The organism is Micromonospora halotolerans, from assembly GCF_032108445.1.
Classification (GTDB): Bacteria; Actinomycetota; Actinomycetes; order Mycobacteriales; family Micromonosporaceae; genus Micromonospora; species Micromonospora halotolerans.
In genome coordinates this window covers 6,068,684-6,094,705 of sequence record NZ_CP134876.1, presented here as the reverse complement: position 1 = coordinate 6,094,705, position 26,022 = coordinate 6,068,684, and the positions used below count along the sequence as shown (strand labels likewise).

The window sequence follows — 26,022 nt, the reverse complement described above, 5'->3', positions numbered from 1 at the left end:
CCCGTTCCGCTACCGACGGATGCGGTCGCCGTGGTCGCCGGCGTCACCGCATCCGTGTTCGTGCCGTACGTGCCGGCGTCGCTCGGTGACCAGACCGACATCGACCTGCTCGGCCGCGACCCGCGTGAAGCGGCGGTGAACCTTCGACGGCTGTTGAAACTTACCTTCAGTTGTGGGCTAATGGTCGGCAGATCCTTCCATCCCACCACATTGGCCGCCATGAGCGCGTCACAGCCCGGAGGGGAGATGATCGTGCACCCATCCTCGAGGTCCCGAACGAGACTCGGAGTATCCGCCCTGTCGGCCGCGCTGCTGGCCGGCGTCGCCACGGCGGGCGCCGCCCCGTCGATGGCCGCCGACAGCGGTCCCGCCGTCCCGCCGACCTCCAGCGCGGAAACCGGCTGGGTGATGAGCACCCTGCACCGGATGACGCTCGAGGAGAAGGTCGGCCAGCTCTTCGCCACCCGGGTGTACGGCGAGACGGCCGACACCACCGACCCGGCGATGGTCAGCATCAACCGGTCCTTCCTCGGGGTGGACAACGCCGCACAGGCGGTTGCCCGATACCACCTGGGCGGCATCATCTACTTCGCCTACGCGGGCAACACCCGCTCTCCCCAGCAGGTTGCGGAGCTGTCCAACGGCATTCAGCGGGCGGCCGGCGACGAGCATCTCGGGGTGCCGGTGCTGGTGAGCACCGACCAGGAGCAGGGCGCGGTGGTACGGCTGGGGCCGCCGGCCACCCAGTTCCCCGGCAACATGGCTCTGGCCGCCGGGCGCAGCGTCGCCGACGCGGGCACCGCGGCCCGCATCACCGGGCAGGAACTGCGAGCGGTCGGCATCAACCAGGACCTGGCGCCGGTGTCCGACGTCAACATCAACCCGGCCAATCCGGTGATCGGGGTGCGATCCTTCGGCGAGGATCCCGCGCTGGCCGCCGAGATGGTTGCCGCGCAGGTGACCAACTACCAGGAGGCCGGTGTCGCGGCCACCCTCAAGCATTTCCCCGGCCACGGCGACACGGCCGTCGACAGCCACTCTGGATTGCCGGTCATCAGCCATTCCCGCGAGGAGTGGGAGCGGATCGACCTGCCGCCGTTCAAGGCCGCGATCGCCCGTGGTGTCGACGCGGTGATGACCGCCCACATCGTCGTACCGGCCCTCGACCCGTCCGGCGACCCCGCGACGCTGTCCCGGCCGATCCTGACCGGCCTGCTCCGCGACGAGCTCGGCTACGACGGTGTCGTGATCACCGACTCGCTCGGCATGGCCGGGGTACGGCAGAAGTACGGCGACGACCGGGTACCGGTGCTCGCGCTCAAGGCGGGCGTCGACATGCTGCTCAACCCACCGGTGATGCAGGTCGCCTACGACGCCGTCCTCGCCGCCGTACGCAACGGCGAGCTCACCGAACGCCGCATCGACGAGTCGGTAGCCCGGGTGCTGCGGCTGAAGTGGCACCGGGGGATCGTCCACTCGCCGTACGTTGACACCGCGGCCGTCGCGGGCACGGTCGGCACTCCGGATCACCTCGCCGCAGCGCAGGAAATCACCGATCGCACCACGACCTTGCTGCGCGACGACGCCGACACGCTGCCGTTGGTGCCGCAGGAGCGGGTCCTGGTCACCGGGTGGGACGACCCGGCCACCCCGACCACCACGGCGGCCCTGGGCCGGGCGCTGAACGACCGGGGGCTGGCGGTGGACGTGCTGAGCACCGGCGAGAAGCCGACGCAGAAGCGGATCGACGCGGCCCGAGCCGCCGCGCGAGCGCATCCCGTCACGGTGGTGGTCACCAACCGGGCCACCACCGACACCGGGCAACAACGACTGGTACGGGCGCTGCTGGCGACCGGCACGCGGCTGGTCGTCGTCGCCGTGCGCGACCCGTACGACGTGAGCAGTTTCCCCGGCGTCCCGACTTACCTCGCCACCTACGTCTTCAACGACGTGGCGATGAGCTCCCTCGCCGCCGTGCTGACCGGGGCGATCCAGCCCGGCGGGCGCCTCCCGGTGACCATTCCGGATCCCGCCCACCCGGGAACGGCCCTGTTCCCCTTCGGCGCTGGCCTGACCACGACCTGATCTGGAGGATCGCGTGAGCAACACCGTTCGGCCTTTCCTGTCCGGCACGCTTGCGGCCACGGCCGCCCTCGCCGTCACCGTCGCGTTCGGCGCGACCTCCGCGGCGATGGCCGCACCCGGCTCGGCGGCACCGCCGGTGCCGCTACGGGTAGCCACCTACAACATTCACGCGGGTGCCGGCGAGGACAACGTCTTCGACCTCACCCGGACCGCGGAGGCGCTCCGCTCGTTGGATGCCGACGTGATCGGCCTGCAAGAGGTCGACGTGCACTGGGGTGCCCGGAGCAACTTCGTCGACGAGGCTCGTGAGCTGGCCGAACGGCTCAACATGTCGGCGTTCTTCGCGCCGATCTACGACTTCGAGCCCGCCACCGACGGGGCTGAGCGCCAGCAGTACGGCGTTGCGGTGCTGAGCCGCTATCCGTTACTCGAAGCGGAAAACCACGAGATCACCCGGCTGTCCACCCAGACGCCGAACCCGGTGCCGGCACCCGCGCCCGGCTTCCCCGAGGTGACCGTCAACGTCCGCGGCACACACGTCCACTTCTACACGACCCACCTGGACTACCGCGCGGACCCGTCGATGCGACGCGCCCAGGTCGCGGACACGCTCGACGTGCTGGCCGCTGACTCCGGGCCGAAGGTTCTGGTCGGCGACTTCAATGCGGAACCGGCTGCTCCCGAGTTGGCCGACCTGTGGCAGCACCTGCGGGACGCCAACCCCACCGGGGGCAATACCTACCCCGCCGTCAACCCGGTCAAGCGCATCGACGTGGTGACCGTCTCTCCCGACGTCACCGTGGTTGAGGGATACACCGTCGCCACGGCGGCATCGGACCACCGTCCGGTCGTCACCGACCTACTGCTGCACGAACGCGGTCGCTGAGTCGGCGATCCTCAGCGAGGTTCCGTTACCTTCCGACGGGCCAGGGTGTTCACCGGAGCGGACAACCCGGTGAAGACCCTGGCAGCCGCGCTCCGGCGCGTACACCGGTCTGCTGCCCTGGCAGGTGTGCGAGCGCCGCTTCCAACCGGTCGGGCTCGGACGCCGGGCCCTCGGCCCGGCGAGGTCCATGCCTTCCTCGACCGGGTCGCCGCGAACCTGCCCGCTGCCCAGCGCCTGGCCCGGGTGGTCGGCCGCTGGCTGCTCGTCCTGCCGCAGACCGGAGGTCTTGCGGAGCAGTTCGTATACAACATACGCTCCCCGAATCGCCCACTCGAGGAGCTCCCCAATGACGAACCTCAGTGAACCGAGCCTGCGAAGGCTCCATCCATTCCGGGCAGCTGTGGCGGCGGTCGCCGTCGCCTGCACCGTCGTAGCGTGCTCGCCGGTGTCCAAGGACGAGGGCGGCGCCACTTCCGGCGACAACCAGGCGGCAGGACAGGACAACTTCGGTACGCCGGCGGACCCGGCCGCGGTGAAGAAGGGCGGCAAGCTGGTCATCGCCCTCTCCGCGGAGCCCGACGCGCTGGACCCGACGTTGTCGCGCAGCCTCTACTCGCGCTACGTCTTCCAGGCGATCTGCCAGAAGCTCTACGACGTGAACGAGCAGGCGCAGGTCGTGCCGCAGCTGGCCACCGCACTACCGACCGTCAGTGGCGACGGTAAGACGGTGACCATCCCGCTGCGCCAGGGCGCGCGCTTCGCAGACGGAACGCCGTTCGATTCCGCCGCGGTGAAGGCCACCCTGCAACGGCACCTGACCAACGCCCGATCCGCGCGAAAGAGCGAACTCGGTCCGATCGACACGGTCGACACGCCCGATGCCAACAGCGTCGTGATCCACCTGAAGCAGCCGTTCGCACCCCTGGTCGGGGCGTTGGCGGACCGGGCCGGCATGATCATGAGCCCGAAGGCGCTGCAGACGCTGGGCGACAACTTCGCCAGCGCGCCGGTCTGCGTCGGGCCGTTCAAGTTCGCGAAGCGGGTGCCGCAGAACTCCATCGACGTGGTGCGAGACCCGAACTTCTACGACGCCACCAAGGTCAACCTCGACGCCATCTCGTGGCACATCCTCAGCGACGCGAGCATCCGGGCCGCCAACCTGCGCTCCGGCGACGCTCAGGTCGCCGACAGCATCTCCACGCAGGACTACGGTGCGTTGCGCGGAGACTCCTCGCTCAGCGTCCTGCAGTCCCAGTCGCTCGGGTACCAGGGTCTCACCTTCAACATCGGCAATGTCGACGGCGTCGGCACCACGCCGAAGCCGATCAACCGCCCGATCGCGCAGAACGCCAAGGTCCGGCAGGCCTTCGAGTACGCCCTCGACCGGAAGGCACTGGTCCAGGCCGTCTTCAACGGACTCAACGCCCCCGCCTGCTCGCCGATCTCGCCCGCGAGCCCGTTCTCGTCCGAGGAAGCGCAGGCGTGCCCCCAGCACGACCCCGCCAAGGCCAAGCAGTTGCTGTCCGAAGCCGGTGTGCAGACGCCCTACCCGGTGGCGATGCTCATCTCGAACACGCCCGACTCGCTGCGCCTCGCGCAGGCGCTGCAGGCCATGGTCAAGGACGGCGGATTCGACCTCAAGATCAACCCGGTGGAGTACTCCTCTCTCCTCGACGAGCAGGACCGCGGCAACTTCGAGCTGCTGCAGCTGGGCTGGAGCGGGCGGATCGACCCGGATGCCAACATCACCAACTTCGTCGGCACCGGCGGCAGCCAGAACGTCTCCGGCTACAGCAACCCGCAGCTCGACGCCGCGCTGACCCAGGCCCGGCAGTCGAACGACCTCGAAGAGCGCAAGAAGCTCTACGGGCAGGCGGTGACGATCCTCCAGCAGGACGACGCGCTCATCTACCTCTACCGGCAGCGGAACCTGACCGCCGTCTCCAAGAAGATCCAGGGCCTGCAGGTCTTCCCCGACGGCGTGATCCGCGCGGCCTTCGCCGGATTCACCAAGTAGGTCGCCCCGTGGCTCGGTATCTACTCACACGCGCCTGGCATTCAGCGTTGACGCTGCTGATGTCGACGGTCGTGGTGTTCTTCGGAGTGCGGGCACTGCCCGGGGACCCGGCCCTCGCCCTCGCGGGCGAGGACCGGTCCCCGGAGGCACTGGAGGCCATCCGGCACCACTACGGGCTCGACCAGCCGCTTCCCATCCAGTTCGCGCAGTACGTGGGGCGCGTCGCGCAGGGCGACTTCGGGGTGTCGATCCGAACCGGGATACCGGTCTCGTCGATGCTCACGACCGCCCTGCCCGTCACGGTCGAGCTGTCCCTCCTGGCGATCCTCCTCGCCGCCGCGCTGGGTGTCGGGGCCGGGGTGCTCGCGGCTGTCCGCCGCGGGCGTCCCGCCGAGTGGCTGGCCAACGGACTGGCCCTGGTGGGATTGTCGGTGCCGCACTTCTGGCTCGGACTGCTGGCGATCCTCTACCTCTCCGTGGCGGCGGGGCTCTTTCCGGCCTCCGGGTTCGTGCCACTGCTGCAGGACCCGGTGGGCAACCTGCACCACATCGTCCTGCCGGCCGTCATTCTCGGCACCGGCCTCGCCGCCATCATCATGCGGCAGACCCGTTCGGCGATGCTGGAGGCGCTCTCCTCGGACCACGTCCGTACGGCGAAGGCGAAGGGTCTGCGGCCACGGGCCGTCATCACCCGGCATGCCCTCCGGAACAGCCTCATCGTGGTGGTGACGATCGTGGGCCTGCAGCTCGGCGGCCTGATCTCCGGAGCGGTCGTCACCGAGCAGATCTTCGGGCTGCCGGGCTTCGGCAAGATGACCATCGACGCGGTGTTCCAGCGGGACTATCCGGTGATCCAGGCGGTGGTCCTGCTCACCGCCACGGCGTACATCGTGATCAATTTCCTGGTGGACCTGCTCTACTCGGTCATCGACCCACGCATCCGGGTGACGGGGGAGCCGGCATGACCGTCCTCACCGTACCGATGGCGGACGCCGGCCCCGCCGGCATCAGCCGGCGCACCCGGGTCCTCCGACGACTGCGCCGCAACCCACTCGCCGTCGTGAGCTTCGTCGTGCTCGCGCTCGCGGCCGTCGTCGCCCTGCTCGCGCCCTGGATCGCTCCCCACGAGGTCCAGCAGACCGATTTCGCCCACACCTTCTCGCCGCCGGGCACCCCCGGTCACCTCCTGGGGACCGACGACCTGGGCCGGGACGTCCTGTCCCGCATCATGCTGGGGGCGCGAGCCTCCCTGCAGGTGGCACTCCTGGCGGTGGCCACCTCCTTGATCATCGGAGTGCCGCTCGGACTGGCCGCCGGCTATTTCCGGTCTTGGGACGCGGTGATCTCGCGCTTCACCGACCTGCTGCTCGCGTTCCCGTTCCTGATCATGGCAGTGGGACTCGCCGCCATCCGGGGCGCCAGCCTCACCAACGCGGCCGTGGCCATCGGGATCGCGCAGATCCCGGGCGTGATCCGGGTCGTGCGCTCGGACACCCTGCGGCTCAAGTCGCTGGACTTTGTCGCCGCCGCCGTGGTGGACGGGGCGAGTGACCTGTGGGTGCTCGCCCGGCACGTCCTGCCGAACGCGACGTCGGTGATCCTGGTGCAGGCCACCGTCGCGATCCCGGCCGCGATCCTGGGCGAGGCGGTGCTGTCGTTCCTGGGCCTGGGCATCCAGCCCCCGGCCCCCAGCCTGGGCACCATGCTGGCGACCGCCCAGCAGTTCGCCGCCCGCGCGCCCTGGGCAGCGGTCCTGCCCGGCGTCGTCATCATGGGCCTGGCGCTGGCGTTCAACGTCTTCGGCGACGCCCTTCGTGACGCCCTCGATCCGAAGGGAGACCGGCGATGACCACGGTCGAACGGGCGGCCGCATCCTCCGCCGCGGTCGGGACGCCCGTCCTGGAGATACGCGATCTGTCGGTCTCGTTCACCACCGAGGGCGGGACCGTTTCGGCGGTGGACCGGGTGAATTTGGAGCTCGCGTCCGGGGAGATCGTCGGGATGGTGGGCGAGTCGGGCTGCGGCAAGAGCGTCACGGCGATGAGCATCGCCGGCCTGCTGCCCGACAGCGCCCGGATCTCCGGCTCCGTCCGGCTGGAGGGCACCGAGCTGGTCGGCGTTCGGGAATCGGTGCTGCGCCGCGTGCGCGGCAAGGAGATCGCCTACATCTTCCAGGAGCCGATGACCTCGCTGAACCCGGTGCTCACCGTCGGGCGGCAGATCGGGGAGGTCCTGCAGGTACACGAGCGGATGTCCAAGCGGGCCGCCCGGGCCCGCGCCGTCGAGCTGCTCTCGCTCGTCGGAATCCCGTCCGCCGCGAAGCGCGTCGACAACTACCCGCACCAGCTCTCCGGCGGCATGCGCCAGCGCGTGATGATCGCCATGGCGGTGGCCTGCGGTCCGAAGGTGCTGGTGGCCGACGAACCCACCACCGCCCTGGACGTCACGGTCCAGGCCGGCATCCTGCAGGTGCTCCGGGACCTGCGGGACCGGCTCGGCACCACCATCCTCGTCATCACCCACGACCTCGGCGTGATCGCCGACATCGCCGACCGCGTCGTCGTCATGTACGCCGGGCGGGTGGTGGAGCGGGCACCGGTCACCGACCTGTTCGCGCATCCCTACCACCGGTACACGGCCGGACTCCTGGCGGCTTCGCCGACGCCGGGCAAGCACGCCGGTACCGAGCGGCTGCAGGAGATTCCCGGTCTCGTGCCCGTCCTGTCCACCCAGCCCGACGCCTGCACCTTCGCGGATCGCTGCCCCGCCGCCGACTCGCGGTGCCGGGAGGCCGCGCCGCCTCTCGAAGCGGTCGGAACCGCGGTGACGGACCACCTCGCGGCCTGTTGGCATCCCTGCCCGGCGCCGCGGACGCAGCCCCAGGAGACAACCGCATGACGCCACAACCGAATGCCCTCGAACTTGAGGACCTGGTCATGCACTTCGGGCCGGTACGGGCCGTGGACGGGATCACCCTCACCATTCCCAAGGGCCGGGTCACGGCGCTGGTGGGGGAGAGCGGCTCGGGAAAGTCGACCGTGGGCCGGTGCGTGGTGCGGCTCGAGAAGCCCACCGCGGGCGCGGTTCGGATCGCCGGGACCGATGTCACCCAGCTGACCCGGCGACAGCTACGCCAGCACCGCAATGACGTGTCGATCGTCTTCCAGGACCCCGCCGGCTCGCTGGACCCGCGCATGCTGGTCGGCGAGATCGTGGCCGAGCCGTTGCGGCTGTCCGGTAAGCGGATCACCCGACGCGACCGGGAGGCCCGCGTCGCCGAGGAACTCGGCAGGGTGGGCCTGCGGGCGGAAGTTGCGCGCCGGTACCCGCACGAGCTCTCCGGGGGCCAACGTCAGCGGGTCAGCATCGCCCGGGCGCTGATCTCCGAGCCCAAGCTGCTCATCGCCGACGAACCCACCAGCGCCCTCGACGTGTCGGTGCAGGCGTCGGTGCTCAACCTCCTCGCCGACCTGCAACGCGACATCGGGTTCGCCTGCCTCTTCATCACCCACGACCTGTCCGCGGTCGAGTACCTGGCCGACGACATCGCCGTCATGTACCTCGGTCAACTCGTGGAGCAGGGCCCGCGCGAGCGGATCTTCGCGCGCCCGGCCCACCCCTACACCCAGGCGCTGCTGGCGGCCGCGCCGGTGGCCGACCCGGTCCGTCAACGGCAGCGTCAACCGGTGCTGCTCGGCGACGACCTGCCGTCCGCGCTGGATCCGCCGTCCGGCTGCCGCTTTCGCACCCGGTGCCCGCTCGCGTTCGACCGGTGCGCCACGGAGGTACCCGCACAGGTGGCGTTCGGCGGCGGCATGGCCGCCTGCCACCTGGTCCAGCCCGACGGCACCCGGCCCGACGTCCGGGCCGCCGCCGACTCGAGTGAGGTGTTGTCATGACGTTCACCACCAGGCCGACCCTGCAGGGAACCTTCGGGATGGTGTCCTCGACGCACTGGCTCGCGAGCCAGTCCGCCATGGGGATCCTTGAGCGCGGTGGAAACGCCTTCGACGCCGCGGTCTGCGCCGGATTCGTGCTGCACGTCGTCGAACCACACCTGAACGGGCCCGGCGGTGAGGTGCCGGCAATCGTCGCCACCGCGCACGACCCGACCCCGAGGGTGCTCTGCGGGCAGGGGCCGGCGCCGGCCGGCGCCACCATCGCGCACTTCCGCTCCCTCGGGATGGACCTCATCCCCGGGTCCGGCCCGCTCGCCGCGGCCGTCCCCGGCGCCGTGGACGCCTGGCTCCTGCTGCTGCGCGATCACGGCACGCTCTCCCTCGAGGAGGTGCTGGAGCCGGCGGTCGGCTACGCCGGCGCGGGTCACCCGCTGATCGGCCGGGTCGGCGACACCGTGGCCGCCGTGCGGTCGCTGTTCGAGGAGCACTGGCCCACCTCCGCCCAGCTCTGGCTCCGCGACGGCAGGCCACCGGCGGCGGGGGAGCTGTTCACCAACCGGGCGTACGCGCAGACCCTGCAACGACTGGTCGACGCCGGCCGGGCAGCGGGCTCGATCCGGGAGGCGCAGATCGAGGCCGCACGTCGCGCCTGGGGCGAAGGCTTCGTTGCCGAGGCGGTCGACCGGTTCAGCCGGGAACCCTTCCAGGACTCCAGCGGACGCGCGCACGCCGGTCTCGTCACCGGCGCGGACATGGCCGCCTACCGGGCCACCTGGGAGGAACCGACCACCCTCGACTGGCGCGGCTACACGGTGGCGAAGACCGGTTTCTGGGGCCAGGGGCCGGTGCTGTTGCAGACCCTGGCGGTCCTCGACGCGCTCGACGAGCCCGGGGCGTACGACCCGTCGACCGCGGCCGGCATCCACGCCCAGGCCGAGGCCCTCAAACTCGCCTTCGCCGACCGTGAGGCCTGGTACGGAGACGGTCCCGCGCCCGCAAAGGCGCTGCTCTCCCGCGAGTACGCGCGGGAGCGGGTCGGCCTCATCGGGGACCGCGCGTCAGCGGAGCTGCGACCGGGCCGCCCCGAAGGCGCCGAGCCACGCCTCCCGGCTCACGTGCGACGCGGTGCCGGACGCCGGGTCGACCTCGCGGACCCCACGACGGGCGAGCCGACGGTGCAGTCGGACGGGGTGACCCGGGGCGACACCTGCCACGTCGACGTGGTCGACCGCTGGGGCAACATGATCTCCGCCACGCCGAGCGGCGGCTGGCTGCAGAGCTCTCCCACCATTCCGGACCTCGGCTTTCCCCTGGGCAGCCGGCTCCAGATGTTCTGGCTGGAGGAAGGTCTCGCCTCGTCGCTGGCACCGGGACGCCGGCCGCGCACCACGCTGAGCCCGACCATGGTGCACCGCGACGGGAAACCCATCCTGGCGTTCGGCACTCCTGGTGGCGACCAGCAGGACCAGTGGCAGCTGCTGTTCCTGTTGCGCCATCTCGTCGGAGGTCGGTCCCTGCAGGGAGCCATCGACGCGCCGATGTGGCACACCATCAGCCTGCCGGCCTCGTTCTACCCGCGCGACAACGAGCCCGGTGTTCTCGTGGTGGAGGACCGGCTGGACGAGGATGTCCTGGCGGCGTTGCGCGCGCAGGGGCACGAGGTGCGCCTGTCCGGCGCGTGGAGCCTGGGTCGCCTCTGTGCGGTGACCCGCGATCCGGACACCGGCGTGCTGGCGGCCGGAGCGAACCCGCGTGGCATGCAGGGCTACGCCTGCGGCCGCTGACGCCTCAGCGGGCTCCGTATCCGGCCTCGGCGTTCTCGTATGCGGCAGCGGAAGCGGCATCGAGATGGGCCAGTGCGGCCCGCTCGGCCCGGTCACCGTCACCCGACTCGATGGCGTCGACCAGTTGGATGTGCTCGGCCCACGAGTGTGGTGCCCGTTCCGCGGCGCCCAGCCGGAAGACCCACTGCACATGGAGGTAGAGCGCCTTGGCGATCGACAACAGCCACGGGTTGCCGCTGATCTCGAGGATCCGCAGGTGCAGGGCGCTGTTCAGCTCGGCGACCCGGGCGAGGTCCCGCTGCTGCGTCGCCTCGCGGCCCTGCTCCAGCAGGCCCCGCAGGGCGGCCACGTCCGCCGCCGTCGCCCGCTCGGCCGCCAGCCGGGCGGCCAGCGACTCCAGGCGCTGGCGGACGGCGAACATGTCCCCGATGGTCGCACTGCTCGGGGAGGCGACCACCGCCCCGCGGCGGGGCAGGATCACGACGAAACCCTCCGCCTCCGCGACGCGCAGTGCCTCCCGGACCGGGTTGCGGGAAACGGCGAAGTCCTCGGCCAGCCGATCCTCGGTCAGCCGCTCGCCGGGAAGGTAGTCGCCGTTGATGATGGCGGTCCGCAGTGCGGCGAGGACCTGGTCGCGTAGCGGCAGGTGTTGAGCGCCGAGCTTGCCTCGCAGGTCATCAGCCAACCTGACCGCCTCTCCGTGAATCGTCCAGGCAGAGCGTATACGAAGAACAATTTGGGGAGGATAGCCGACCGTGCTGAAAACAGTGCCATCCGTCATGCGCTTGCGCGCCGCGGTGACGGGAAACCGGAACCTCGCGCGGCGCCGGCAGGCCCTCGTTGTCGTGCTCACCTTCCTGACCGGTAGCGCCGACGCCATCGGCTTCCTGGCCCTCGGCGGAGCCTTTTCGAGCGTCATGACGGGCAACATGGTCCTGCTCGGGCTCTCGGCCGGCAGCGGCGCTGGCGACCTTGCCCTGACCTCCGGCTGCGCCATTCTCAGTTTCATCACCGGCGTCCTCGCCGGCGCCCGCCTCGCCGGCTCGGCGCAGCCGGACGACCCGGTCTGGCCCCGCCGGGTCACCCACACGCTCGTCCTGGAACTCCTGGTGTTCGTCGTCTTTCTCGTCGTCTGGGTGGTCACCCTGCCCCGTCGTTCGGAGCACGTCGATCTTGGGCTCCTGATGCTGTCGGCAGCGGCGCTGGGTGTCCAGAGCAGTGCCATTCAGCGCTTCGGCGTACCGGGCCTGTCCTCCACGTACCTGACCGGCACGCTCACGAGCCTGATCGCGGGGGTCGCTGCCCGAAGCCCATGGCACAGCCTGCGGCCCAAGGCCCACGTCCTGCTGGCCCTGATCAGCGGTGCCGTCGTCGGTGCGCTGATGGCCAGGCACCTGCCCGCATGGTCGCCCGTGCTGTTGATCGCGCCACTCGTGCTCGTCATCGCCGCGTCGGCACGCATGGCGGAATAGCATCGGCGCTTCCGGCAGGGGGCGCCGGTGGCGGGCAGCGCCCCGGCCCGTAGTACGCACAGTCGAGGCAGGAGCGGGTGCCTGATCATCATGGTCCTGTCGATGATTCCGCCGTCTTCACTATCCGCAGGTCATCGTGTGGTGCCTCATCCTTCTCACTCAGCTGGCGGTGAATCGTTCTCCGTCGGGCAGGACGTTGCCAGCGCGCCGAGGGTGAGTGGAGACGAGACGGGGCGTTGGGCGAAGCCGGAGGTGCCGGAGACCTCTTGACCGAGGATGCAGCCGACGGCGTAGCCGCAGGTGCGTGCCTGGCAGTAACCCATGCCAGCTCGGGTGAGCATCTTCGCCGACCGGCCGTCGTGCCCGACGAGGTCCTGCTGCATGGAGCGCAGTGCCCCGAAAGGAACCTCCTCGCAGCGGCAGACGGTCGTGTCGTCGGACAACCGGTCCACCCATCCAGGGGGCACCGGATGGGACCGGTGCATCGCCTGCGCGAAGCGGCGGAGCGCCGCCCGCGAGCGGCGCAGCCGAGGTGCGACCGGCGAGTCGCCTGCCGCGACGGTGCCGGCGATCTCGCCTTCCACCGTCGCGAGGGCGGCGCCGCCCACGCCGCAGGCCTCGCCGGCGACGAAGACACCCTCGACCGACGAGCGCTGCTCGTCGTCGACCTCGCACACCAGCGACCCGTCGACATCCACGCGCGTCTCGCAGCCGAGCGCCAGCGGCAGCTCCAGTTGCGGGGTGAAACCCCACCCCACGGCCAGCACGTCCACCGCGATCGTGCGCTCACTTCCGGGTACCACCCGGCCCGTGTGGTCCACGCGCATGGTGGTGACCCGTTCCACGGCTTCGGCACCGTGGGCGGAGACCACGACGGACCCGGTACGGACCGGAATGCGGTGCCGCGCCAGCACCCGGGCATAGCCGGCGCCCTCACCGAGCTTGCTCACATTGCGGATCACGGCGCCGAGCTCACCCAGCCACGCCAACGGGGAGGCGGCCTCGTGGACGCCCACGACGCTCGCGCCCGACTCGGCCAGGCCGGCCGCGACCGGAAGCAGGAAGGGGCCGGTCCCGGCCACCAGCACCCGCTGTCCGGCAACCACGCCGTGACCCTTGAGCAGGGCCTGCACGCCTCCCGCCGTCATCACGCCCGGAAGATCCCACCCGGGGAACGGGATCTGACGGTCGTACGCTCCCGGGGCGAGGATGAGCCGACGACCGCGGAGCTCGGCGGCCTGTTCGCCTCCACCGGTCCGGTCGACCACGTGCACGACGAAGCCGTCCCCGTCGCGGGTGATCGTCCACACATGGTGCTGGAAGAACCGGGCAGCGGCCGGGAGCCCGGCCACGAGACGGCGATATGTCGCCAGGTCGTGATGGAGGTGGGCCACCTCGGCGGCGGACACGCCGTGCTCGCTGGGTGCCGGGTGGCGCCAGTACTGGCCGCCGGGCCCCACGCCGGCGTCCACGATGGCCGTGCGCGCGCCGGCGCGGGTGGCGCTGGTCGCGGCGGCCAGCCCGGCCGGTCCGGCGCCGACCACGAGTACGTCGAACGTCCGCTCAGACTTCGAGGTCACCGTGACCGGTTCCTTCCTGCGTGCTGACCTCCATGCCCTGCTCGGCGAGCCGGAGGCAGGCGCGTTCGTTCGGGCGCCCGTCGACGACGAGGAGACAGTCGAAGCAGACGCCGATACCGCAGAACAGCCCCCGCGGCCGGCCGGCGCGTCGGGTGCTGCGCCACGACCGCACCCCGGCCGCGGTCAACGCGGCTCCGACGCTCTGCCCGGGCCGGAAGGGGATCTGGCTGCCGTCGAAGGAGAAGTGTGGCTGGCTCATCCTGCGGTCACCTGCGCGAACCTCGATGGCGCGAACGCCGAGGGGTCGATGTCCGGCTGACCGTTGGTCAGCATCTGGCTGATCAGCCTGCCGGTCGCCGGGGCGAGACCTATGCCGGCGCCCTCGTGCCCGCAGGCGTGGAAAACCCCGGGGACCCGGGGGTCTGGACCGATGACCGGCAGGTGGTCCGGGCAGTAGGGGCGAAACCCGTGATAGGTACGCATCAGCTTCACGTCGGCGAGGAAGGGGAAGAGACGTACCGCCAGCGCGGCCAGCCGCCGCAGCACCTCCACGGAGATGGTGTCGTCGAACCCCACCCGCTCCCGGCTCGCGCCGATGAGGACCGTTCCGCCCTGCGTGCCTTCGACGACGGTGGACGTCTCAAGCCCGGCGACGTCGGACGCGACGTTCTCGACGTAGTCGGCGGAGTACACCTTGTGCCGGACCACCCGGGGCAGCGGCTCGGTCACCAGGATGAACCCACGGCGGGGGAGGATCGGAATCGGGGCGCCGAGCCGCTCGCCGACCTGAGCACCCCAGGTCCCGGCGGCGTTGACGACCGCGCTGGTGGGATAGCTGCCGGTGCGCGTCCGCACCGCCGTGACGCGTCCGTCCCGGCCCCGTTCGGCCGCCACGACCTCCTCGCCGCGAACCACGGTGGCGCCGAGGGACCGGGCCGCCGCGAGCAGTGACACCGCCGCCACCACCGGCTGCACCTGCATGTCCTGGGGGTAGAGGACGCCTGCGGGCAGGTCCGGGGCGAGGTTCGGCTCGTGGTCGTGGAGCTGGTCCGCGCTCACCGCGACCGTCTCCACGCCGGTGGCCCGTTGCCCCTCGGCGAACCGGGTCAGGGCTGCGGCACCCGGACCCGAGGTGGCCACGACCAGGCCACCCTTCTCTTCGAGTTCGAACGGGTCGGGGCCGAACTCGGCGGCCAGTTCCCGCCAGCGCGTACGGGACGCCAGGGCCAGGTTCAGTTCGGGGCCGGGTTCCTTGTCGGAGACGAGGATGTTGCCCTCGCCGCGGCTGGTCGTGCCGCCGGCCACCGTTCCCCGCTCGAGGACCGTCACCGACAGCCCCTCGCGGGCGGCGTAGTAGGCGCAGGCGGCCCCCACGATGCCCGCGCCGACGACGACCACGTCAGGCATGGCCTCGCTCCGCCCAGCGCTGATGGGCCAGATCGGCCACCACGAGGTCCTGCCAGCCCATGCCGACGCTCTTGAAGACCGATGAACCGGTGGTGGGTGTCAGGTGAACCGCATCGCGAAGCTCGATGAGGTTGTCCTCGCCGACGACGCCGGCGCGTACGGCCTGGATGATGTCACCCGCCTCGCGCAGGGCGACGTCGCGGGACTCGACGACCACCCGTTCGGCGGCGCCGATCGTCACGTCGTCGAGTTCGCGGGCTTCCGGCTCGTGGGAGCCGACCGCGACGGCACAGGTCCCCGGGCGCAGCTGGCTGCCGTCGAAAAGCGGCTGGCGGGCCGTGGTCGCGCAGACCACCACGTCCGCATCCGCGATGTCGTCGTGGCTGCCCACGCGCGCGTCCAGACCGCTGTCCCGGACCCTGGCCACCAGGGCCGCCGCGCGGTCGGGGTCCCGGCCGACCACCGTGACGTCGCTGAGCGGGCGAACGGCTCGCAGCGCCTCCACATGCCCCCACGCCTGTGGGCCGGAGCCGAGCACGACCAGGTGTCGCGCCTCGGGCGCGGCGAGGTGGTCCACCGCGACCGCCGAGACAGCGGGGGTCCGCAACGTCGTCAGGGCCGTGCCGTCCAGCAGCGCCACCGGCGTCAGCGTGACCCGGTCGTAGAGCACGTACAGCGCCTGGATGCGGGGGAGCGCCCGGTCGGAGTTGCCCGGAGCCACGGTGCTCAGCTTCACGCCCACGGCGGCGGCGGTCTCGGCGGGCATCAGCAGCAGCTGCCCGTGCTCCACGTCGTGGATGGAGCGCTGCAGGGACGCCTGCGGGTCGAGCCCGCCGGACAGGGCCTTCGCCAGCGCGGCGACGGCGTCGACGAACGGCACCAGGCCGAAGACGTCGGCCTCGTCGAGGTACGGCAGTGTCGCGGTCATCGGATCTTCGCAATCACGGTCGCCGGGCGGGGTGCGGTGTGGGCGAGGACGGCGGCCTGGCTGCCGGTGTGCAGTCGTGCCAAATCGTCGTGGGTGAGCTGCACGATGGGCAAGCTCGTGTCGTAGATCTCGGCGGCGACGAGGGCCCCGATCACCAGGATCGCGTCGCACTCGGCCAAGAGGAGGGCCGCCGGCGCGTGCCCCGACCGGATCAGCTCCGCGAGCACCGCCGTGGAGGAGCTGGACCCGCGCCCGGCCTGCATCGCGAGGACCTGCCCGGCGACCGTGGCGCCGCGTTGCGGATGGTGGGCGTCGACGATCACCCCGCGAGCGTCGACCCCGCCCCAGAACGAGAGCGGTTCGTCGAGCGCGAGGACGACGCCGTCCGCCTGCCCCGGATGAAGGGAGCGGCCGGACAGCGTCACCGGCTCATCCCCACAGCCGCTCATCGCGTACCACCCTCCCGGCTCTCGCCGAGGCGACGCACTCGGCCAGGCTTCCCAGTACGGTGTCGATCCCGAGGTTGGCCGGCGCGTACCAGGCCCACTTGCCCGAGTTCGTCATCACGGTGCGGATCCCGTCGCGCAGCACGGGCGTCACGTACGTGCAGGTGTCGGTCAGGATGCGGCCGCCCGCGTCGCGCACGGCGTCGGCGTACCCGCGTGCCTCCGCCTCGGCCAGCACGGCCCGGCTGGTCGACACGAACACGTCGACCGACGGGCTGAACGACGGGCCGGCCCGCAACTCGTGCGCCAGCGCCGCGAACTCGGACAGCGAGAAGTGCGGGGTGCCGAGGCTGACGGCGTCGAGTGACGTCGTAGCGGCGGTGCTCAGCCGCTCGCGCGCCCGCCTGAGGTCGTGTGCCGTCACCGGCACGGTGGTGGCCCCGGGCCCGAGCACCGCGTCCAGCGTCGGCGCCTCCGGGGTCACCCCCACGACGTGGAACAGCGCGACGCCGCCGGCAGACGCTGCGGTGGCGCCGAGCGCCTTGAGCCGGTCCTCGGTGACCCCGCCGTCGTTCAGGTCGGCCGGCAGGCCGGTGAGAGCCGCGACCCGGGTTCCGGCGAGTTCCCCGAGCAGCGCCCCGATCGCGGGCCAGGCGACGTCGTCGTCGAGCAGCGCAGCGGGGACCGCGGAGAAGTCGAGCACCAGCGCGGCGGCGCGATTCCGCTGCAGGTGCAGGCCCGAGTAGGGGACCCGGCCGGCGACGCCGGCGGCGATGTCGATGAAGTCGCCGTACCGGTCCGTGCGCGCCCCGAGCACCGAGTTGACGAAGGCGATGGCGTTCGACTCGGCCCACGCCACGTGGCTGCCTTGTTTCGGGCGGTGGCCGGACTGGTACGGCGCGCACGACCAGATCGCCTCGCAGCCGAGGGCCACGTGCGCGTCCATCAGGCGCCGGCCGTTCTCGGCCACCTCGGGGTCGGCGCGTACCAGCCCGGGATGCAGCAGATCGAGCGAGCCGACGTTGAGCGTCGTGCGCACCCGCACCCGGGCGCCGAGGGAGACCAGCCGCTCGGTGAACTCCAGCCCCGCCACGCCGTGGTAAAGGCAGCCGTCGGCGTGCGCCGACTCGATCGGCACCAGTCGTCCGGCCCCGTTCGCGCGTGCGACCCCGACGATGAGCCGCATGCACATCGCGGTGGCCGGGCCCTGCTCCCCGGCCAGCATCGACTGTTCCTCGGCTGTGAGGACCAGGCCGTCGTCGCCGGGCATCAGGCTCCTTCGGCGGGGGCCAGCGTCACGGTGTGCAGCGAGGTGAAGAAGTCCTGCGCGGCCTTGCCCTGCTCGCGGCCGCCCACGCTGGACGCCTTCTCGCCGCCGAACGGCAGGTAGAAGTCGACCCCGGTGGTCGGTGCGTTGACCTTCACCAAACCGGCCTCCAACGCGTCCGCCGTCGCGAGCGCGGCGGTGAGGTCGCGCGTGTACACGCCGGCGGCCAGGCCCTGCGGAACATTGTTGGCCACCGCCACCGCCTCCTCGAGCGTGGGCACCGCGCGCAGCGTGGCGATCGGCCCGAACACCTCGTCGCACGAGAGCGGGTGGTCGGCGGGGACGTCCTCGAGCAGGGTCGGCCGGACGAACCAGCCGGGGTCGCCGGTCGCCGCGCCGCCGGTCAGGAGCCGGGCCCCGGCCGCGGTCGCGCTGCCGGCGGCGGCCAGCACGCGGTCCCGGGCGGCTTCGCTGATGACCGGCCCCACCGCGGTCGTCGCCTGCGCCGGGTCGCCGAAGCCCAGTGCCTCGATCGCCGCGACGAGCGCGTCACGCATCGGCGTGACGTCCCCGACGACGATCACCCGCTTGGTCGCCGTGCACTTCTGACCGGCGAACCCCATCGCGGCCGCGGCGATCTGCCTGGCGGTGGACTCCACGTCGGCGTCGGGCAGGACGATCGCCGGGTTCTGACCGCCCATCTCCGCCTGTACCCGCACCCCGCGTGCCGCGGCCGAGCGCACCACGTCGCCGCCGACGGCCGTGGATCCGGTGAACGACACCACGTCGGCCTCGGCCACGATCGCCCGGCCGGTGTCGCCGTCACCGGGAAGGACCGTGAGCAGCCCCTCGGGCAGCACCTCGTCGAGCAGGCCGGCCAGCCGCAGCGCCGTCGCCGTCGCGTCCGGCGACGGCTTGAGCACCACGGCGTTGCCGAACGCCAACGCCGGTGCGGCCTTCCACAGCGGGATGGCGACGGGGAAGTTCCACGGGGTGACGAGCCCGGCGACGCCGAGCGGTCGGCGCCGGGTGAAGAGCAGACCGAGACTCGACGGCTCGTGCATCGCGCCCACCGGGTCGTACACCTGCTGGGCGTAGTAGCGGAGGATCGCCACCGCGCGAGCAACCTCACCGCGCGCTTCGCCGAGGGGTTTGCCGACCTCGCGGACCACCAGCCGGGTCAGCTCGTCGGATGCCGCCGCCAAGGCGTCGGCAGCGTCGGACAGTGCCTGGGCCCGGGCGGCCGCGGGGCCGCGCCCCCACTGGGCCTGGGCCGCACGGGCGCGGGCGAACGCCTTCGCCACCTCGTCGGCACCGGTCGCGGGTGCCTCGGCAACGAGGTCTTCGGGTGCGTGGGGCGAGTAGCTCTTGATCACGAAGGCTCCTCAGCGTTGGAACGTGCGGCCGGGGGGTGTTGTCAGGTCAGAGCAGGAAACCCGCGGGGAACGGGTCGTCCGGATCGAGGAAATACTGTGCCGTGCCGGTCAGCCAGGCGCGCCCGGTGATGGTCGGTACGACGGCGGTGACGTCGCCGGCGAGCCGGGTCTCCTCGACGAGCCGGCCGATGAAGCGCGTCCCGATGAAGGACTCGTTGACGAAGTCGACGCCCAACGCCAGCTCGCCACGCGCGTGCAGCTGCGCCATGCGGGCGCTCGTGCCGGTACCGCACGGGCTCCGGTCGAACCAGCCCGGGTGGATGGCCATCGCGTGGCGCGAATGCCGGGCATCCGAGCCGGGAGCGATGAGCTGTACGTGGTGACATCCGCTGATGTCGGGGTCGTCGACGTGGATCGGGCGGTCCTGTTCGTTGATCGCTTCCATGATCGCCAGCCCCGCGTCCAGCAGCGCCTGCTTGTGTCCCCGGTCGAACGGCAGGCCGAGGTCGTCGAGGTGGACCATCGCGTAGAAGTTGCCGCCGTACGCGAGGTCGTAGCGGACCGTCCCGAAGCCAGGCACCTCGACCGTCGCGTCCAACTGCTGGGAGTAGGACGGCACGTTGCGGATCGTGACCGCCTTGGCCGCGCCGTCGGAGACGGCGACCTCCGCGACCACGAGGCCGGCGGGCGTGTCCAGGCGGATCGTCGTGACCGGCTCGGTCACCTCCACCATGCCGGTCTCCACCAGCACGGTGGCGACCCCGATGGTGCCGTGCCCGCACATCGGCAGGCACCCGGACACCTCGATGTAGAGCACGCCCCAGTCGGCGTCGGGCCGCGTCGGCGGCTGCAGGATCGCTCCGGACATGGCGGAGTGCCCGCGCGGCTCGTACATCAGCAAGGTGCGCAGGTCATCGCTGTTGTCGAGGAACCAGCGGCGGCGCTCCATCATGGTGGCGCCGGGCAGCGGTGCCACGCCGCCCGTGATGACCCTGGTCGGCATGCCCTCGGTGTGCGAGTCGACGGCGTGCAGTAGTCGGCGGGCGCGCATGTCTCAGGCCAGTCCGGCTTCGAGGGCCGCCTCGGTCGCGGCGCGGACCGCCTGCTCCTGCTCGGCGGTCAGCGGCTGCCGCGGCGGTCGGCAGACGCCGCCTTTACGGCCCACGATGTCCATGGAGAGCTTGATCGCCTGCACGAACTCGGTCTTCGAGTCCCAGCGCAGCAGGGGGTGCAGCAGCCGGTACAGCGGCAGCGCGGTCTCCAGGTCCCCGGCCACGGAGGCCTCGTACAGCGCCACGGTCGAGCGGGGGAAGGCGTTCGTGTAGCCGGCGACCCACCCCTTGGCACCCGCGATGCCGACCTCGAGCACGACGTCGTCGGTGCCGATCATCAGGTCCAGCCCGGGCGCGAGCTCCGAGATCTCGTACGCCCGGCGCACGTCCCCGCTGAACTCCTTGACGCCCACGATGAGGCCCTCGTTGTACAGCGTGGCGAGGATCCGGGGCGTCAGGTCGGTCTTGGTGTCGATCGGGTTGTTGTACGCGGTCACCGGAAGGCCGGCCTTGGCGATCTCGCGGTAGTGCTCCAGGACGGCCCGCTCGTCCGTGCGGTACGCGTTCGGGGGGAGCGCCATGACGGCCTGCGCACCGGCCTCGGCTGCCTGCTCGGCCCAGCGCCGCGACTCCAGGGCGCCGTAGGCGCCCACGCCGGGCATGACGATGAAGCCCTCGGGTGCGGCCTGGACCGCCACCTCGACGACCTTCGCACGCTCCTCATCGGTCAGCACCTGGTACTCGCCCAGGGATCCGTTCGGGGTCACGCCGTGGACGCCGTTCTCGGCCAGCCATCGGACGTGGTCGGCGTAGGCGTCGAAGTCCACGGACAGGTCGTCGCGGTAGGGCAGGGCGGTCGCGACGAGCACGCCGCGCCAGGGGCGGGTACGGGCAGCGGGGGAAGCAGTCATCTCGGAAAGCCCCTTTCGTGACGGTCAGTAAAATATTACACGACAGCCCGCCGTGCTCAAGTCACGCGTCAGTAACACCCCAACGAGCACCTCTAGAGCGACGATGTGTCCTGTGCCATAGTTCAGTGCTACGTCACACAGTAGTGCTACCAGTCGCTACTTGGGCCGTCCGCGCGTCGGCCCTTGAGGGAAGTGGGTTTGGCAATGACGGCATACCTGACCCGCCGGCTGTCGCGAGTCGCCCTCGTGGGCGGCGCGGCGGTTGCGGCCATGATGCTCTCCGCCTGTGGCAACGGGCTCGCCTCGGGAGGGGGCGAGCAGTCGTCGGACAAGGGGCCGATCGTCCTCGGCATGCTGACGCCGCTGTCCGGCAGCAGCTCGGCCATCGGCCCGTACATGAAGAACGGGGCGCAACTCGCCGTCGACGAGATCAACGGCAAGGGCGGCGTCGACGGGCGCAAGCTCGAGCTCAAGGTCGAGGACGAGGCGTGCGACGCCAAGAGCGCCACGGCGGGCGCCAACAAGCTGGTCACCGCGGGTGTGAAGATCTCGGTCGGCGGCTACTGCTCGGGTGCGACGCTCCCGACGTTGCCGATCTTCGAGAAGGCCGACGTGCCCATGCTCATCCCGGCCGCCAACTCCAACGAGCTGGTCAAGCAGCACAAGAAGAACGTCTTCCTGATCAACGGCACCGGCGCGCAGCAGTCCGATGCGGCGTTCAAGTTCATGAAGAAGGTGGGCGCCACCAAGGTCGCCCTCATGGACGACAACACCAGCTACTCCAAGGACATCGCCGACACCACCGCCAAGCTGCTGACCGGCTCGCCGGCGCTCGCCGGACGGGAGTCGGTCACCGCGGGTGAGAGCGACTACAGCGCCAACGTCAACGCCATCCTGAAGGGCCAGCCGGACTTCATCTACTGGACCGGCTACTACCAGGAGGGCGGCCTCATCATCCGTCAGCTGCGGCAGGCGGGCTACACCGGCAAGGTCATGGTCGCCGACGGGTCGGTCGACCAGAAGCTGGTGGACATCGCCGGCTCCGAGGCCGCCGAAGGCGTCTTCGCCACCATGACGCAGACCCCGGAGACGATCCAGGGCGCCGACAAGTGGATCGCGGACTACAAGAGCAAGTTCGGCGCCGCCCCCGGTCCGTACTCCACCCAGGCCTACGACGCGGTGCGGGTGGCCGCCGAGGCGGTCAAGCAGGCCGGCTCGACCGACGGCGACGCCGTCATCAAGGCACTCGAGGGGATCGACGGTCTTCAGCTGTTCTCCGGGCCGCTGAAGTTCACGCCCGACCACACGCTCTCCAGCGGTGGCTTCCAGATCCTCACGGTGGAGAAGGGCAAGATCGTCCTCAAGGACACCCTGCAGTAGATCGCCTGCTCCCGGCGGCGCCCTCCCAGGAGCGCGCCGCCGGGCGTTCCCCGGAGGGCTCCCATGACCCAACTTCTCTGGAACGGTCTCTTCGTCGGATCGTTCTACGCCCTGGTCGCCCTGGGCTACACGATGGTGTACGGCATCATCAGGCTCCTCAACTTCGCCCACGGCGACCTGTACATGCTCGGTGCGTTCGTCGGTTTCGGCGTCCTGAGCGTCGCCGGCGGCCTGGCGACCGGCCTCGGCTTCGTGGCGCTGCTCATCGTCCTGATCATCGCGATGCTGGTGACCGGAACGGCCGGCCTGCTGCTCGAGCGGGTCGCCTACCGTCCCCTGCGCGGCGCGCCCCGGCTCTCCGTACTGATCACCGCGGTGGGCGCCTCGTTCGCGCTCGAGTACGGGATGCGCCTGCTGGCCGGGCCCAACCCCGAGGTCTACCCGGTCCGGCTGGCGGGCGACTCGGTCAATCTGCTCGGCGCCCGCATCACCATCCAGCAGGCCAGTCTCATCCTGATCGCGATCCTGCTGATGGCCGGCCTCCAGTGGCTCGTCATGGGGACCGAGACCGGGCGGGCCATGCGCGCCATCTCCCAGGACCCGACGGCGGCCCTGTACATGGGCATCAACGTCGACGCCGTCATCGCCCGCACCTTCTTCATCGGCTCCGCCCTCGCCGGCGCCGCCGGCGTGATGGCCGGCGGCTACTACGGGAAGATCGACTTCCTGATGGGGTTCATCATCGGGCTCAAGGCGTTCACCGCGGCCGTCATCGGCGGCATCGGCAACATCAAGGGCGCGATGCTCGGCGGCCTGGCGCTCGGCCTGCTCGAGTCGATCGGCACCGCCTGGATCGGCGGGCAGTGGCGCGATGTCTTCGCCTTCACCTTCCTCATCATCTTCCTCACGCTCCGCCCGACCGGCATCCTCGGCGAGCGCGTTACGGAGCGTGTCTGATGACCACCAACCTCGCCACGTCACCTGCCCGCGCCCGTGCACTCTTCGACCGCATCCAGCAGAACCGCTACCTCGGCCTGGTCGGACTGGCCGTCGCGTTGCTGGTGCCGTTCATCACCGCCACCAACTACGCCCTGTCGGTGATGACCTCCGCGCTGCTGTTCGTGATGCTCGCGGTCGGCCTCAACATCGTCGTCGGCTACTGCGGCCTGCTCGACCTCGGGTACGCCGCGTTCTTCGCCATCGGCGCCTACGTCAGCGGCGTCCTCGCCACCAGGTACGGCTGGCCGCTGCTGGCCACGGTGCCCGTCGTCATCGTCGCGGCGGTGGTCGCGGGCATCGTGATCGGTGGACCCACCCTGCGGCTGCGCAGCGACTACCTGGCGATCGTGACCCTCGGCTTCGGGGAGATCATCCGCATCACGGCGAACAACCTCACCATCACCGGTGGGCCGTCCGGCATCTACGGGATCCCCGGCATCATGCTGCTCGGGGTCGACCTGAGCGGCCCCGTCGGCCTCTACTACACCTGTGTGGTGGTCGTCGCCCTGGCCGTCCTCGGCGCGGCGCGGCTCGGCCGCAGCCGGCTCGGCCGCGCCTGGCGGTTCATCCGCGAGGACGAGGACGCCGCCGAGGCCATGGGCATCAACACGTACCGGGTGAAGCTCGCCGCCTACATCGGCGGTGCCATCTGGGGTGGCCTCGCCGGCATCCTCTTCGGCGCCCAGCTGTCCGCCATCTCCCCACCGAGCTTCACCTTCCTGTGGTCGGCCCTCATCCTGATGGCCGTCGTGCTCGGTGGCATGGGCTCGACGCCCGGCGTCGTGCTCGGCGCCATCTTCATCAGCGTGCTGCCCGAGCTTCTCCGGGAGGTCGCGGACTACCGGTACTTCGTGTTCGGGATCCTGCTCATCATCGTGATGATCTTCCGTCGGCAGGGGCTGTGGCCGGCGCGGGCCGTGGAACGGCAGTCCCGGCGCGACCAGCGCAAGGCCGAGGAGCATGACGTGCGCGAGGCCAAGGAGGTAGTGCCGTGAGCACGCGAGAGTCCGTACCGCTCCTGCGGGTGCAGGACCTGCACCTGGACTTCGGCGGGGTGAAGGCCGTCGACGGGCTGACCTTCCAGGTCTACGAAGGCGACGTCCTCTCGCTCGTCGGTCCCAACGGTGCCGGCAAGACCAGCGCGTTCAACTGCATCACGGGCTTCTACAAGCCCACCGGCGGCTCGATCACGCTGCACGGTGCGGACATCACCGGCCTGCGGCCATCCGCGATCGCGGCCCGGGGGGCGTCGCGCACCTTCCAGAACCTGCGCCTGTTCGGTGAGCTGACGGTGCTCGACAACGTCCGCGCCGGGATGCACCTGCGGCTGCGGCAGAACGCCCTCGACGCGCTCCTGCACACGCCGCGGTTCCGGCGCTCGGAACGGGAGGCGACCGACGAGGCCAATCGGTGGCTCGACTTCGTGGGCCTGCGCGGCGACCGCGGTGGCCTGGCGCGGAACCTTCCGTACGGCGAGCAGCGGCGCGTCGAGATCGCCCGCGCCCTCGCCCGCGGGCCCAAGGTGCTTCTGCTGGACGAGCCCGCCGCAGGCCTCAACTACGGCGAGAAGGGCGAGCTACTCGATCTGCTGCAGCGCATCAGTGCGCTCGGCATCGCCATCGTGCTCATCGAGCACGACATGGACCTCGTCATGCAGGTGTCGCGCCGGGTCGTCGTGCTGAACTTCGGCCGGGAGATCGCCGACGGCACTCCCGAGGAGGTACGCCGCGACCCGGCCGTGATCGAGGCGTACCTCGGCAAGGACGACGACGAGGAGGACACCAGCGAGGAGATGATGAGCCATGAGTGACGCCGCCGGCCGCTGTGCCCTCGAAATCGACGGTCTCGACGTCCACTACGGCCGCGTCCACGCCCTCCGGGGGCTGACCCTGACCGTCGGTGAGGGCGAGATCATCACGCTGCTCGGCAACAACGGCGCGGGCAAGACCAGCACGCTCGCCACCGTTTCCGGGGTGGTGCGGTCCACCGGCGGCACCGTGCGCGCGTTCGGCAGGGACATCACCAAGGCCAAGCCGTGGGAGATCGTCGGCGCCGGGGTGGTGCACGTGCCGGAGGGACGCCGCATCTTCTCCCGGCTGACCGTCCACGAGAACCTGCAACTCGGCGGCTACCTGGTCAACGACAAGGCCGTGGTCAGCCGCCGGATCGACGAGGTCTACTCCCTGCTGCCGCGGCTCGCCGAGCGGCGCAACCAGCAGGGCGGGAACCTGTCCGGCGGCGAGCAGCAGATGCTCGCCGTCGGTCGCGCGCTGGTCTCCGGGCCCAAGCTGCTGATGCTGGACGAGCCCTCGATGGGGCTCGCGCCACTCGTGGTGGCCCAGATCATGAAGCTGATCCGCCAGATCAACGCCGACGGCACCTCGGTGCTGCTCGTCGAGCAGAACGCCCGGGCCGCGCTCAAGATCGCGCACCGCGCGTACGTGGTGGAGAACGGTGTGATCACCCTGCAGGGAGCGGCCCGCGAACTCGCGCGCGACTCCCGCGTGGTCGAGGCGTACCTGGGGGCCTGAGG

At 71.0% G+C, this 26,022-nt stretch carries 24 protein-coding genes; 14 read left to right on the top strand and 10 right to left on the bottom strand.

The features are described from left to right. Positions 1 to 246 precede the first annotated feature (246 nt). From RMN56_RS28660 to RMN56_RS28625, 8 genes are all read left to right on the top strand, one after another. A complete protein-coding gene (locus RMN56_RS28660) occupies positions 247 to 2,085 on the top strand; it encodes a glycoside hydrolase family 3 protein (protein ID WP_313720906.1) in 1,839 nt (612 codons plus the stop codon). Between the two features lie 106 nt (positions 2,086 to 2,191). Beyond that, positions 2,192 to 2,971, top strand: a complete 780-nt coding sequence (locus RMN56_RS28655) for an endonuclease/exonuclease/phosphatase family protein (RefSeq protein WP_313720904.1) — start codon at positions 2,192 to 2,194, stop codon at positions 2,969 to 2,971. A gap of 445 nt (positions 2,972 to 3,416) precedes the next feature. Beyond that, a complete protein-coding gene (locus RMN56_RS28650) occupies positions 3,417 to 4,988 on the top strand; it encodes an ABC transporter substrate-binding protein (RefSeq protein WP_313720902.1) in 1,572 nt (523 codons plus the stop codon). An 8-nt stretch (positions 4,989 to 4,996) separates the two neighbouring features. Then, a complete protein-coding gene (locus tag RMN56_RS28645; protein ID WP_313720900.1) occupies positions 4,997 to 5,953 on the top strand; it encodes an ABC transporter permease in 957 nt (318 codons plus the stop codon). Then, positions 5,950 to 6,837, top strand: a complete 888-nt coding sequence (locus RMN56_RS28640) for an ABC transporter permease (protein ID WP_313720898.1) — start codon at positions 5,950 to 5,952, stop codon at positions 6,835 to 6,837. Before RMN56_RS28645 ends, RMN56_RS28640 begins: the two co-directional genes overlap by 4 nt. Beyond that, complete coding sequence (locus tag RMN56_RS28635; protein ID WP_313720896.1) at positions 6,834 to 7,886, top strand: ABC transporter ATP-binding protein; 1,053 nt, start codon at positions 6,834 to 6,836, stop codon at positions 7,884 to 7,886. Before RMN56_RS28640 ends, RMN56_RS28635 begins: the two co-directional genes overlap by 4 nt. Beyond that, on the top strand, positions 7,883 to 8,887 hold the full coding sequence (locus RMN56_RS28630) for an ABC transporter ATP-binding protein (RefSeq protein WP_313720894.1): 1,005 nt from the start codon (positions 7,883 to 7,885) through the stop codon (positions 8,885 to 8,887). Before RMN56_RS28635 ends, RMN56_RS28630 begins: the two co-directional genes overlap by 4 nt. Then, a complete protein-coding gene (locus RMN56_RS28625) occupies positions 8,884 to 10,671 on the top strand; it encodes a gamma-glutamyltransferase family protein (RefSeq protein ID WP_313720892.1) in 1,788 nt (595 codons plus the stop codon). The genes RMN56_RS28630 and RMN56_RS28625 overlap by 4 nt, the downstream gene beginning before the upstream one ends. A 4-nt stretch (positions 10,672 to 10,675) precedes the next feature. Here RMN56_RS28625 and RMN56_RS28620 read toward each other — a convergent pair whose 3' ends face one another. Next, a complete protein-coding gene (locus RMN56_RS28620) occupies positions 10,676 to 11,356 on the bottom strand; it encodes a GntR family transcriptional regulator (RefSeq protein ID WP_313720890.1) in 681 nt (226 codons plus the stop codon). Between the two features lie 70 nt (positions 11,357 to 11,426). Between RMN56_RS28620 and RMN56_RS28615 the strand changes: the two genes are divergently transcribed. Continuing rightward, on the top strand, positions 11,427 to 12,143 hold the full coding sequence (locus RMN56_RS28615) for a YoaK family protein (RefSeq protein ID WP_313720888.1): 717 nt from the start codon (positions 11,427 to 11,429) through the stop codon (positions 12,141 to 12,143). A gap of 155 nt (positions 12,144 to 12,298) precedes the next feature. Here the strand turns inward: RMN56_RS28615 and RMN56_RS28610 are convergent, their stop codons facing one another. From RMN56_RS28610 to RMN56_RS28570, 9 genes are read right to left on the bottom strand one after another with little or no spacing between them, the layout of a single operon-like run. After that, positions 12,299 to 13,723 (bottom strand): FAD-dependent oxidoreductase, encoded by a 1,425-nt coding sequence (locus RMN56_RS28610; protein WP_313720886.1) that lies wholly within the window; start codon positions 13,721 to 13,723, stop codon positions 12,299 to 12,301. Next, positions 13,707 to 13,982 carry a (2Fe-2S)-binding protein gene (locus RMN56_RS28605; protein ID WP_313720884.1) on the bottom strand — a complete coding sequence of 92 codons (276 nt, stop codon included), beginning with the start codon at positions 13,980 to 13,982 and terminating at the stop codon, positions 13,707 to 13,709. The genes RMN56_RS28610 and RMN56_RS28605 overlap by 17 nt, the downstream gene beginning before the upstream one ends. Continuing rightward, positions 13,979 to 15,130 carry an NAD(P)/FAD-dependent oxidoreductase gene (locus tag RMN56_RS28600; RefSeq protein WP_313720882.1) on the bottom strand — a complete coding sequence of 384 codons (1,152 nt, stop codon included), beginning with the start codon at positions 15,128 to 15,130 and terminating at the stop codon, positions 13,979 to 13,981. The genes RMN56_RS28605 and RMN56_RS28600 overlap by 4 nt, the downstream gene beginning before the upstream one ends. After that, positions 15,123 to 16,058 (bottom strand): ornithine cyclodeaminase family protein, encoded by a 936-nt coding sequence (locus RMN56_RS28595; protein ID WP_313720880.1) that lies wholly within the window; start codon positions 16,056 to 16,058, stop codon positions 15,123 to 15,125. Before RMN56_RS28595 ends, RMN56_RS28600 begins: the two co-directional genes overlap by 8 nt. Further along, a complete protein-coding gene (locus tag RMN56_RS28590) occupies positions 16,055 to 16,483 on the bottom strand; it encodes an aconitase X swivel domain-containing protein (protein ID WP_313720878.1) in 429 nt (142 codons plus the stop codon). The genes RMN56_RS28595 and RMN56_RS28590 overlap by 4 nt, the downstream gene beginning before the upstream one ends. 4 nt (positions 16,484 to 16,487) lie before the next feature. After that, on the bottom strand, positions 16,488 to 17,774 hold the full coding sequence (locus RMN56_RS28585; protein ID WP_313720876.1) for an aconitase X: 1,287 nt from the start codon (positions 17,772 to 17,774) through the stop codon (positions 16,488 to 16,490). Further along, positions 17,774 to 19,147, bottom strand: a complete 1,374-nt coding sequence (locus tag RMN56_RS28580) for an aldehyde dehydrogenase family protein (protein WP_313720874.1) — start codon at positions 19,145 to 19,147, stop codon at positions 17,774 to 17,776. Before RMN56_RS28580 ends, RMN56_RS28585 begins: the two co-directional genes overlap by 1 nt. A gap of 46 nt (positions 19,148 to 19,193) precedes the next feature. Beyond that, entirely contained in the window at positions 19,194 to 20,198 is a 1,005-nt protein-coding gene (locus tag RMN56_RS28575) for a proline racemase family protein (RefSeq protein ID WP_313720872.1), read from the bottom strand. Between the two features lie 3 nt (positions 20,199 to 20,201). Continuing rightward, complete coding sequence (locus RMN56_RS28570) at positions 20,202 to 21,110, bottom strand: dihydrodipicolinate synthase family protein (RefSeq protein WP_313720870.1); 909 nt, start codon at positions 21,108 to 21,110, stop codon at positions 20,202 to 20,204. 204 nt (positions 21,111 to 21,314) lie between these two features. Between RMN56_RS28570 and RMN56_RS28565 the strand changes: the two genes are divergently transcribed. From RMN56_RS28565 to RMN56_RS28545, 5 genes are all read left to right on the top strand, one after another. Then, positions 21,315 to 22,490, top strand: coding sequence for a branched-chain amino acid ABC transporter substrate-binding protein (locus tag RMN56_RS28565; RefSeq protein WP_313720868.1), 1,176 nt, complete (start codon positions 21,315 to 21,317; stop codon positions 22,488 to 22,490). A 63-nt stretch (positions 22,491 to 22,553) separates the two neighbouring features. Next, a complete protein-coding gene (locus tag RMN56_RS28560) occupies positions 22,554 to 23,447 on the top strand; it encodes a branched-chain amino acid ABC transporter permease (protein WP_313720866.1) in 894 nt (297 codons plus the stop codon). Next, positions 23,447 to 24,484: a branched-chain amino acid ABC transporter permease gene (locus tag RMN56_RS28555; RefSeq protein WP_313720864.1), complete on the top strand. Its 1,038-nt coding sequence runs from the start codon at positions 23,447 to 23,449 to the stop codon at positions 24,482 to 24,484. The genes RMN56_RS28560 and RMN56_RS28555 overlap by 1 nt, the downstream gene beginning before the upstream one ends. Beyond that, positions 24,481 to 25,299 (top strand): ABC transporter ATP-binding protein, encoded by an 819-nt coding sequence (locus RMN56_RS28550; protein ID WP_313720862.1) that lies wholly within the window; start codon positions 24,481 to 24,483, stop codon positions 25,297 to 25,299. The genes RMN56_RS28555 and RMN56_RS28550 overlap by 4 nt, the downstream gene beginning before the upstream one ends. Continuing rightward, the gene (locus RMN56_RS28545) at positions 25,292 to 26,020 is read left to right on the top strand and encodes an ABC transporter ATP-binding protein (protein ID WP_313720860.1); all 729 of its coding nucleotides are present in this window, start codon (positions 25,292 to 25,294) and stop codon (positions 26,018 to 26,020) included. Before RMN56_RS28550 ends, RMN56_RS28545 begins: the two co-directional genes overlap by 8 nt. Positions 26,021 to 26,022: the final 2 nt, after the last annotated feature.

Excerpts from the sequence above, each read along its gene's own strand:
- RMN56_RS28630 (WP_313720894.1), top strand. The coding sequence starts at position 7,883 with ATGACGCCACAACCGAATGCCCTCGAACTTGAGGACCTGGTCATGCAC.
- RMN56_RS28545 (WP_313720860.1), top strand. The coding sequence starts at position 25,292 with ATGAGTGACGCCGCCGGCCGCTGTGCCCTCGAAATCGACGGTCTCGAC.
- RMN56_RS28565 (WP_313720868.1), top strand. The coding sequence starts at position 21,315 with ATGACGGCATACCTGACCCGCCGGCTGTCGCGAGTCGCCCTCGTGGGC.
- RMN56_RS28600 (WP_313720882.1), bottom strand. The coding sequence starts at position 15,130 with ATGCCTGACGTGGTCGTCGTCGGCGCGGGCATCGTGGGGGCCGCCTGC.
- RMN56_RS28660 (WP_313720906.1), top strand. The coding sequence starts at position 247 with ATGATCGTGCACCCATCCTCGAGGTCCCGAACGAGACTCGGAGTATCC.
- RMN56_RS28605 (WP_313720884.1), bottom strand. The coding sequence starts at position 13,982 with ATGAGCCAGCCACACTTCTCCTTCGACGGCAGCCAGATCCCCTTCCGG.
- RMN56_RS28595 (WP_313720880.1), bottom strand. The coding sequence starts at position 16,058 with ATGACCGCGACACTGCCGTACCTCGACGAGGCCGACGTCTTCGGCCTG.
- RMN56_RS28560 (WP_313720866.1), top strand. The coding sequence starts at position 22,554 with ATGACCCAACTTCTCTGGAACGGTCTCTTCGTCGGATCGTTCTACGCC.
- RMN56_RS28655 (WP_313720904.1), top strand. The coding sequence starts at position 2,192 with ATGGCCGCACCCGGCTCGGCGGCACCGCCGGTGCCGCTACGGGTAGCC.
- RMN56_RS28570 (WP_313720870.1), bottom strand. The coding sequence starts at position 21,110 with ATGACTGCTTCCCCCGCTGCCCGTACCCGCCCCTGGCGCGGCGTGCTC.
- RMN56_RS28635 (WP_313720896.1), top strand. The coding sequence starts at position 6,834 with ATGACCACGGTCGAACGGGCGGCCGCATCCTCCGCCGCGGTCGGGACG.
- RMN56_RS28625 (WP_313720892.1), top strand. The coding sequence starts at position 8,884 with ATGACGTTCACCACCAGGCCGACCCTGCAGGGAACCTTCGGGATGGTG.
- RMN56_RS28555 (WP_313720864.1), top strand. The coding sequence starts at position 23,447 with ATGACCACCAACCTCGCCACGTCACCTGCCCGCGCCCGTGCACTCTTC.
- RMN56_RS28640 (WP_313720898.1), top strand. The coding sequence starts at position 5,950 with ATGACCGTCCTCACCGTACCGATGGCGGACGCCGGCCCCGCCGGCATC.
- RMN56_RS28585 (WP_313720876.1), bottom strand. The coding sequence starts at position 17,774 with ATGCCCGGCGACGACGGCCTGGTCCTCACAGCCGAGGAACAGTCGATG.
- RMN56_RS28575 (WP_313720872.1), bottom strand. The coding sequence starts at position 20,198 with ATGCGCGCCCGCCGACTACTGCACGCCGTCGACTCGCACACCGAGGGC.